The sequence below is a fragment of the Okeania sp. SIO2B9 genome (genome assembly GCF_010672505.1).
GTDB classification, from domain to species: Bacteria; Cyanobacteriota; Cyanobacteriia; order Cyanobacteriales; family Microcoleaceae; genus Okeania; species Okeania hirsuta.
Genome location: NZ_JAAHGK010000161.1, coordinates 1 through 8,393, shown reverse-complemented (window position 1 = coordinate 8,393; position 8,393 = coordinate 1). Strand labels below are relative to the sequence as shown.

At 39.2% G+C, this 8,393-nt stretch carries 6 protein-coding genes and 1 pseudogene; 3 read left to right on the top strand and 4 right to left on the bottom strand.

Translation table 11 applies throughout. The features are described 5' to 3' along the window. The 3 genes from F6K13_RS08230 to F6K13_RS08220 form a co-directional block, all read right to left on the bottom strand. The coding region (locus F6K13_RS08230) for a hypothetical protein (protein WP_287287182.1) at nt 1–219 on the bottom strand (219 nt) is incomplete at its 3' end. 319 nt (nt 220–538) lie between these two features. Then, nucleotides 539–1,525, bottom strand: a complete 987-nt coding sequence (locus F6K13_RS08225; RefSeq protein ID WP_124155283.1) for a heme o synthase — start codon at nt 1,523–1,525, stop codon at nt 539–541. A 555-nt stretch (nt 1,526–2,080) separates the two neighbouring features. Next, nucleotides 2,081–2,995: a heme A synthase gene (locus tag F6K13_RS08220; RefSeq protein WP_287240086.1), complete on the bottom strand. Its 915-nt coding sequence runs from the start codon at nt 2,993–2,995 to the stop codon at nt 2,081–2,083. 528 nt (nt 2,996–3,523) lie between these two features. Here F6K13_RS08220 and F6K13_RS08215 point away from each other — a divergent pair. The 3 genes and pseudogenes from F6K13_RS08215 to F6K13_RS08205 all read left to right on the top strand — a co-directional run bounded on the left by F6K13_RS08215 (nt 3,524) and on the right by F6K13_RS08205 (nt 7,789). Further along, nucleotides 3,524–4,543, top strand: a complete 1,020-nt coding sequence (locus F6K13_RS08215; protein ID WP_124143665.1) for a cytochrome c oxidase subunit II — start codon at nt 3,524–3,526, stop codon at nt 4,541–4,543. A gap of 248 nt (nt 4,544–4,791) precedes the next feature. Continuing rightward, on the top strand, nt 4,792–6,531 hold the full coding sequence (gene ctaD, locus F6K13_RS08210; protein WP_287287180.1) for a cytochrome c oxidase subunit I: 1,740 nt from the start codon (nt 4,792–4,794) through the stop codon (nt 6,529–6,531). A 623-nt stretch (nt 6,532–7,154) separates the two neighbouring features. After that, nucleotides 7,155–7,789: pseudogene (locus F6K13_RS08205) on the top strand (heme-copper oxidase subunit III). Nucleotides 7,790–8,060: 271 nt separating this feature from the next. Here F6K13_RS08205 and F6K13_RS08200 read toward each other — a convergent pair. Further along, nucleotides 8,061–8,354 (bottom strand): helix-turn-helix domain-containing protein, encoded by a 294-nt coding sequence (locus tag F6K13_RS08200; RefSeq protein ID WP_287287184.1) that lies wholly within the window; start codon nt 8,352–8,354, stop codon nt 8,061–8,063. Nucleotides 8,355–8,393: the final 39 nt, after the last annotated feature.

Here is an 8,393-nt window from a genome sequence, read left to right as displayed (position 1 = left end):
TATACAGTATCTTTGTAGCCAAGAACGAATACCGAAATGGTAAATAGCTTCTGTTAAGATAGCTGTTAGAATTGACTGCATCAAAATGGTACTAGCAACATACCATGTATTATTATGTAATCTCTGTATAAGAACTTTGTATTTATCAGCCTCTGAGGACTCGGAACCTGAGACTCCAACCATCAATGTCGGTAGTCCTGAATATAGTAAAGTATGCATAATCTAAATTCCTAAAGTGATAAGATATTTAGCATTTAAACAACTATATATTTAATTTTTGTTAAAAGCAACAGGTTAAGATGCAATATAAAATCTAAATTATTTTTAGCTTATACACAAGATTAGTTGATTTTTCTATAAAAGGGAAGTGTGGGAGAATAAATACCCAAAATAAAATAATCAGGTTAGTATAAAAAACAATTTAATATTATAACCTAATTCTTGGTCTTTATCAAACTACAAATTGTCAAACTAAAAGGCAGGCAAAATGCCTACCTCAAATCTGGATTTTTATTGTTTAATTACTGTTTAATGAAAACTAGGATAAAATTGCGATCGCACTACCAATAAAAGTTTGCAAATTATCTGCTACAGCAGTAGTAATTCCGCGAGTAAAAGGTAAACTGTCAATCACCATAACTAAACACAATAACATCATGTAGTAGATAGAATACTTAAACAGCGATCGCGCTACGTCTCTATTGGAAGGTTCTTTTAATAATAACCAAGCTTTCTGGATAAAGACTCCACCGAGGAGAGTTGCCAATACTGCATAAACTGCTCCACTAGCGTGCAACGGATAAACTAGCAACAACGTCATCGGAATCAAAATCAGACTGTAAACCCAAATCTGTCTTGCTGTTTCCTCATTTCCTTCAATCACAGGTAACATCGGCACACCCACTTCCTTGTATTCATCGCGAATATAGATTGCCAAAGCCCAAAAATGAGGAGGAGTCCAGATAAAGATAATCGCAAATAGTAACCAAGCTGCCCAACTCAATTCTCCTGTAACCGCAGCCCAACCTACTAATGGGGGAATAGCACCAGCAGCACCGCCAATTACAATATTTTGTACGCTATGACGTTTTAACCAGTGGGTGTAAATACCAACGTAGAAAACGATTCCAGACATTGCCAAAAGTGCTGCCAGTAAATTAGCAAAGACTGTGAGCAAAGTAAATGATGTAGCTGCTAGAGTGAATGCAAAAATTAAAGCATCGCGTGGTTTTACTCTCCCAGAAGGAATAGGACGCCAGCGAGTACGCTCCATAATATAGTCAATATCGCTGTCGTAGATGCAGTTAATAGCGTTAGCTGCACCAGAAGCTAATGCACCACCTATTAATGTCACGAATAATAGAAGTGGAGAGACTTCTCCTTTTGCTCCCAACCACATTCCGGCTGCTGTTGTAATTAGTAGCAGTAGAATAATTCTAGGTTTTGTTAGTTGATAATAGCTTTTGAATACTTGTAGGATATTATCATGGCGTCGTGGAAGATGATGAGAAATAACTTCTTGCATAGATTCTTAGTTTGTTAATTTTGTGTTTTAACTGATTTTTGTTTCCGTAGTCTAAAGTTTATGAGCAAATAAAAACGGATATTAGTACCAGTTAATTTGTGGTGTTAGTCAGTTTGAAAAATTTAGTCCGGTTGAATAGTTATACAGCATATTTCGGGCAAACGATCTACGGTGAAATTCTTGTAGTGCGGGCATCTTGCCCGCTAGTTCTGTACTCACCGATAGCTGACAGTGCTGTAAACGGACACTAAATCGAGTGAGGGCGTTAGCGGAGCTTTGCGTAACGCAAATGCCATTCGCCCCTACAGATGGCGTTTTCAAGGTAAATTTGCGTAAGTCCTGTAATCTAATAACTCACAAAAGAGGGCTATATTACTGTATCTATCTTGACAATTAACTAGCTTTTAGCATTTCCTGACGGAATGCTGCGCAAACAGCTATCAGCTTTTATAGGTCTGGGTTTAAATCCCCAGTTCTATAAACCGGAAGGTTTAGAACGAGGTTTCAATCCCTTTCTAAAAGTTTACTGCTGACTGCTGACTGCTGACTGCTTTTTTAAGCTTTTGCAAATTGTCGATCGCGTAAAGCAATAACAGTAAATGCGACTAAAGTTCCTAATAATGCTGCTCCTACAGCTTGGTGAGATACGGTCAATAACTCAATTTGCAGACGTAACCGGAAGGTCATAACCCCCAAACTAATCTGAGCTAATACTAATAAACCAGACCAGTTTGCTAACTTTCGCAGCAGCGGATGTAAGGCAGAGGTGCGCCACGCCATTACTACCAATGCTAATGTTGCTAAAGTCGGAGGAACAACACCAGCAATATGACTATTCATTATTTTACAAAGTTCCGCCACTCCAAAACATTGATGCAATGCCCACTGAGAAGCAACCAACCCACCGAGTAAACTTTGTAAATAAACTAAAATTGCAGCAGTTAATCCTACCCAAGGTAGTTTACCAACATTACCTGTACCTTTATAAGGCATCATTGACATACTTATAACTAATAGAGTCATAAAGTAAAGCAAAGCAGTACCAAGGTGAGCGGTGACAATATCAAAGCGTAATAATTCTGTAACAGTTAATCCACCGAGTACCCCTTGGAAAACTATTAGTCCCAGAGCAAAAGTCGATGCCCAAGGTAACCAGCTTGGCAATTCTCGTCTATGCCACCATGATAAACCCATGAGAGCGATCGTGCCAAAGCCAATTAAACTTGCATCTAGTCGGTGAAACCACTCTAAAAATACTTGCAGATTCATCTGTGCCATTGGTACTAATTTACCATAACACAACGGCCAATCAGGACAGGCTAAACCTGCATTCATAACTCTGGTAGCACTGCCAATAGCCATTAGTAATAGGGTTGCTATACATAGTTTCCAAACCAAACCACGAATGCGTTCGCGCGCTGGAGACTGAGAGGAAATAATTGTATTGTTATTTAAAACAGAATTGGCCATAAGATTTTTATTAGCTGTAATCTAAAATCTTGCTAAATTAACAACATACTGAATCTTAAATTCAGAAATAATCATCACATCTGACAATTATTAATGTGTCTAATTTTTGTTACTATAAGGGATACTATCTGAAGATTTGTTCTGCTTTAGAAAGTTTTCTGATTTAAATTTTATTTACAGCTTACTGTGATCAGTGTTACTGATTTTACCCAAAAAAATATTTTTAACTTTTTCTTTAATTTCTAATAAATTAATCAATCAAAGTATGCAATTTAAGAGTACATATTTAATTTAACTTTGTTTATACAAACTGTGGGGTAATTTTTGAGTGCAATAGTTAAAATAATATAAACTCTCTCGAGAGAAATCTATGAAAAACTAAGATAATCTATAATTTTGATAAATAGTAACAATTATATCTAGTTTATAAGTAGATGCTTAGTTTAACCTATGTAATTGAGTATGACAAAAAGTCAAAGACTCCTCTGCCTAGGCTAGGGGGAGGAAGACAAATTAAAGAGGTAATATATGGAAGAAAAAGAAAAAATACCAGTCTCAGTAATCACCCTAGTAGTTGGTATAATAATCACCATAATTAGCGTGTGGTTAGGTCAAAATCATGGTCTATTACCAGAGCAAGCATCAGTACAAGCTCCTCTGGTGGACGGTTTTTTTGACGTCATGTTTACTATAGCAGTAGCTTTATTTCTAGTTGTAGAAGGAACAATTGTCTTCTCTGCAATTAAATTTCGCAAACCCAAAGGAGACGATAGCGATGGTGCTCCCTTTAGGGAAAATTTACCATTAGAAATATTTTGGACTGCAATTCCATCCATCATTGTGATTGGTCTTGGTATCTATAGTGTAGATGTATACAGACAGATGGGTGGGTTCGATCCAGCAGGAACAAAAGTAGCTCATGTTTCTTCATCCGAACTGCAAACAGTGAAGTCAGGATCAGCTCTGGCAGCTCCCCTAATAGCAGACGCTGAAGGAATGGAGTCAGAAGAAGTAGCTACAAAAGAAGTGAGCAAATATGGCTTTGGAGCAACTCCTGAAGAGGGAGCTAACCCAGCAGATGTAGTCGTTGACATTACAGGAATTCAGTATGGATGGCTGATGACCTATCCCGAAAGTGGTGTTCTAGCAGGAGAACTCCATATTCCTGTCAACAAGGATATACAAATCAATCTTTCTGCTCAAGATGTGATTCATGCTTTCTGGATACCTGCTTTCCGTTTGAAGCAAGATGCAATTCCTGGTAAAGATACCCAACTCCGGTTCGTAGCTACTAAAACTGGAGAATATCCAGTATATTGTGCAGAACTTTGCGGTGCTTACCACGGAGCAATGAGAACACAAGTAGTTGTTGAAACTCAAGAAGAGTATGAAGCTTGGATAGAAGAAAATACTTTTGCCGAGCAACCACAGTTGAATCAAGCTGTAGCAGTAAATACTGCTGATTTATCAGAATCGGAGTATCTTAGCCCTTATGCTAATGAAATGGGTATCGATTCCGAAACATTAAATCAAATTCACCCAAACTAGACTAGTGCCGCTACGCGGAAGTTAAAAGTCAAAAGTTTTGTATTTGTTTATTGATAGGACTTTGTAACCAGTCAGTTATTTCCGCCATCCTGCACTAGAACTACTAGCAGCTAATACTTTCTCACAGGAGAATCCAAAAATCCCTATTCTTACAGGGGAAAAGTTGGGGAGGAGTCAGCTCCAAAGGTAAAAAAAAATGAGTTCAACCTCCCCAATAATTAATTCGTAATTGTCAAAATAATTTACAGATGACACAAACACAAATTCCTTTAGAAACCAAACCAGAACCGGAAAAAGCACATCCGGAGGCATGGAAATGGTATCACTACTTCGGCTATAACATAGACCACAAGGTAATCGGCATTCAATATCTGGTTACCGCCTTCATCTTTTATCTCGTCGGTGGCCTCATGGCCATGGCTATGCGTGCAGAACTCTACACACCAGATGCAGACTTTCTCGACCCAAATGTTTACAACTCCTTCCTGACAAATCATGGCACGATTATGATTTTCCTGTGGATCGTGCCTGCTGCCATTGGAGGTTTTGGTAACTATCTAGTCCCCCTAATGGTGGGAGCTAGAGATATGGCATTTCCTAACCTCAATGCGATCGCTTTCTGGCTCAACCCAGTTGCTGGAGCATTCTTAATTGCTAGTTTAGCTTTTGGTGGCGCGCAAAGTGGTTGGACTGCTTATCCCCCATTAAGCATCATTACTAATAACATCGGACAAACTTTATGGATTCTCTGTATTGTATTAGTGGGAACTTCCTCCATCATGGGTGCGCTAAACTTTATCGTCACCATCCTCAAAATGAAAGTTCCTAGTATGAAGTGGGAACAACTACCTCTATTCTGCTGGGCAATCTTAGCAACTTCCGTTTTGGCACTATGCTCAACTCCTGTATTAGCAGCAGGTTTAGTACTGTTATTATTTGATATCAACTTTGGCACCGGCTTCTTTAAACCAGAGATGGGCGGTGATGTGGTCATCTACCAGCACTTATTCTGGTTCTATTCTCACCCCGCAGTTTATCTGATGATTCTGCCAATTTTTGGCATTCTCTCAGAAGTCATTCCCGTTCATGCACGCAAAGGAATATTTGGTTATAAAGCGATCGCCTATTCCAGTCTTGCTATTTGTCTAGTAGGTTTGTTCGTATGGGTACACCATATGTTCACCAGTGGTACTCCTCCTTGGATGCGGATGTTCTTCACCATCTCTACTCTAATCGTTGCAGTTCCCACCGGAGTCAAAATCTTTAGTTGGGTAGCTACCCTCTGGGGCGGAAAAATCCGCTATACAAGTGGAATGCTGTTTGCCATTGGTTTATTAGCAATGTTCGTTATGGGTGGACTAAGTGGTGTAACCATGGGAACAGCTCCATTCGACGTTCACGTCCATGACAGTTACTATGTTGTAGCTCACTTCCATTACGTTTTATTTGGTGGTTCAGTATTTGGCCTATATGCAGGTATCTATCACTGGTTCCCCAAAATGACAGGTCGGATGTACAACGAAACCTGGGGTCGGATTCACTTTGTCCTGACTTTAATTGGTACCAACCTCACTTTCTTACCCATGCACCAATTGGGTTTACAAGGAATGCCACGTCGTATTGCGATGTATGACCCTCAGTTTGAAGCTATTAACCATATCTGTACTTATGGGTCAATTATTCTAGGTCTGTCTGTAATACCATTCTTCATCAACATGGTTTGGAGCTGGATGTACGGACCAAAAGCTGATGGTAATCCTTGGGGTGGTTTATCCTTGGAGTGGACTACTAGCTCACCTCCTATCATTGAAAACTGGGAAGTATTGCCAGTAGTTACTTATGGTCCTTATGATTTTGGCTCTAAGAAAACTCTTGCTATTCGAGAGCGCTTTAAGCTAATTTCACAAGGAAGTTCCAAAGTGAAGGAAACAGGGTTGCCTGTATCTGAAGCTGAGTCTTCATCCTTTAACGATGATTCTCAGAATTAACTAGCTATCAGCTATCAGCTATCAGCTATCAGCTATCAGCCAAAAAATTTGTGCATATAATTAGGCACCTGTTTGCGGAGCAGTCCAGACCGAAAAGCTTGGGTAAAACATCTCCAACTTCTATAAATAAGTCGCTTAATTTTAGAAGGGGTTGCGCATCCCCTTTCCGTACCGGAATGCTACGCAAACCCGCTTGTGCTGACCGCTGATTGCTGAACTGCTGGCAAGTGGAGCATTCCAAACCGAAACACTTTTTAATTTTCTAGAGAACAATTAGAATACTTTCTAGTTTGTTCTGTATGTAGAAATTCAGTAGTTAGAGGAGTTAGTGGTTGTATAGAACCCATTTGATAGCTATATAATTATGGTGTAAGAGTCTTTTCGCGCATCAATGAGTGAGGAAAAATTATCTGAAGGAATGTTGAATTTTTTGTATGATCACAAACCCATATATTCCCTCTTTCCTTTTCCCTCTTAACTCCTGTCTCCTGTCTCCTGTCTCCTGACTCCTAGATAAAAAAACTTGATATTTATCAAGAGACCAAATGGGTTTTATAGACTGCCAACTACTTTAGATATCAACTTTCAGAAATTATTTTTGTTTATTTTAGGTACAAGAAATTATGCAAGGTTCAACAATTGATACAACTAATAATTTAGTTGATACTTCCGTCCAATCTGCATCAGCAGAGGCAGGTCATCACGAAGAACATCCGGATTTACGAGTTTTCGGATTAATCACATTTCTCGCTTCTGAATCTTTGATGTTTGGGGGACTATTTGCTGCTTATTTAATTTACCGAGCAAATGCCGGGGTTTGGCCTCCCGAAGAAACAGAGGTAGAGTTGTTATTGCCAACCATCAACACTATTATTCTGGTTTCCAGTAGTTTTGTCATTCACAAAGGCGATACTGCTATCAAAAAGAACAATCTCTCAGGAATGCGTCTATGGTATGTAGTTACGGCAATCATGGGTATTATCTTTTTGGGTGGTCAGGTTTATGAGTACATGACTCTAGGTTATGGTCTGACTACTAATGTGTTTCCAATTGTTTTTATGTGATGACTGGTTTCCACGGTCTACACGTTTTTGTTGGTGTGCTACTTATTCTCGGTGTATTGTGGCGTTCTCGTCGTGCTGGTCATTACAATGGAGAAAAGCACGTTGGTATTGAGATGGCAGAAATATATTGGCACTTTGTTGATATTATCTGGATTGTTTTATTCACTTTGCTTTACATTTTGACTCAGATTTAATTTGTACGCAAAGGCATTTATTGTCGCTACACTTGCGTTGCATTTGACAAAATTATAAACCATTTGTAGGGGTTAACGGCCGTTAACCCCTACTATATTTTGTAGTTATATAGAACAGTTTCTCTCAACAATAATTCGACCTATTTTCCAAATGTGTAAATAAATTATGAACTTTCCCAAAATCAACAGAAAAACTATCACATTTTTTCTTTAAAAGTTTAGCTTAAAGTAACACAATAGACCACTATCATCTCCCCTGATTTTTCACTCTCTATTTCTTCTTTCTCAACGTCTCTGAAGGCAACTCCCCAAACATAGTTTTGTAATCTCTAGTAAAATGACTCGGACTGTAGAAACCAAATTCACTGGCAAGGAAGGTAATGGTACAATTTTCGGGATCGCTTGCCTTCAGGCGTTGTCGCACTGCATTAAGTCGTCGTACTTTAAGATAGCGCATGGGACTGATGCCAAATAACTCCTGAAAACTCGGGATGAAACTTGTCCGCACCAGGAAAAGCGCACTGGGAGGCGCGCGATGGATGCGGTCTGAACCCGGGCGTGTCACCAACCCGCCCCATATTTCTCAGGAACAACGCGTGCTCCG

Coding starts and splice junctions, on each gene's coding strand:
- ctaD (WP_287287180.1), top strand. CDS start 4,792: ATGACACAAACACAAATTCCTTTAGAAACCAAACCAGAACCGGAAAAA.
- F6K13_RS08225 (WP_124155283.1), bottom strand. CDS start 1,525: ATGCAAGAAGTTATTTCTCATCATCTTCCACGACGCCATGATAATATC.
- F6K13_RS08215 (WP_124143665.1), top strand. CDS start 3,524: ATGGAAGAAAAAGAAAAAATACCAGTCTCAGTAATCACCCTAGTAGTT.
- F6K13_RS08220 (WP_287240086.1), bottom strand. CDS start 2,995: ATGGCCAATTCTGTTTTAAATAACAATACAATTATTTCCTCTCAGTCT.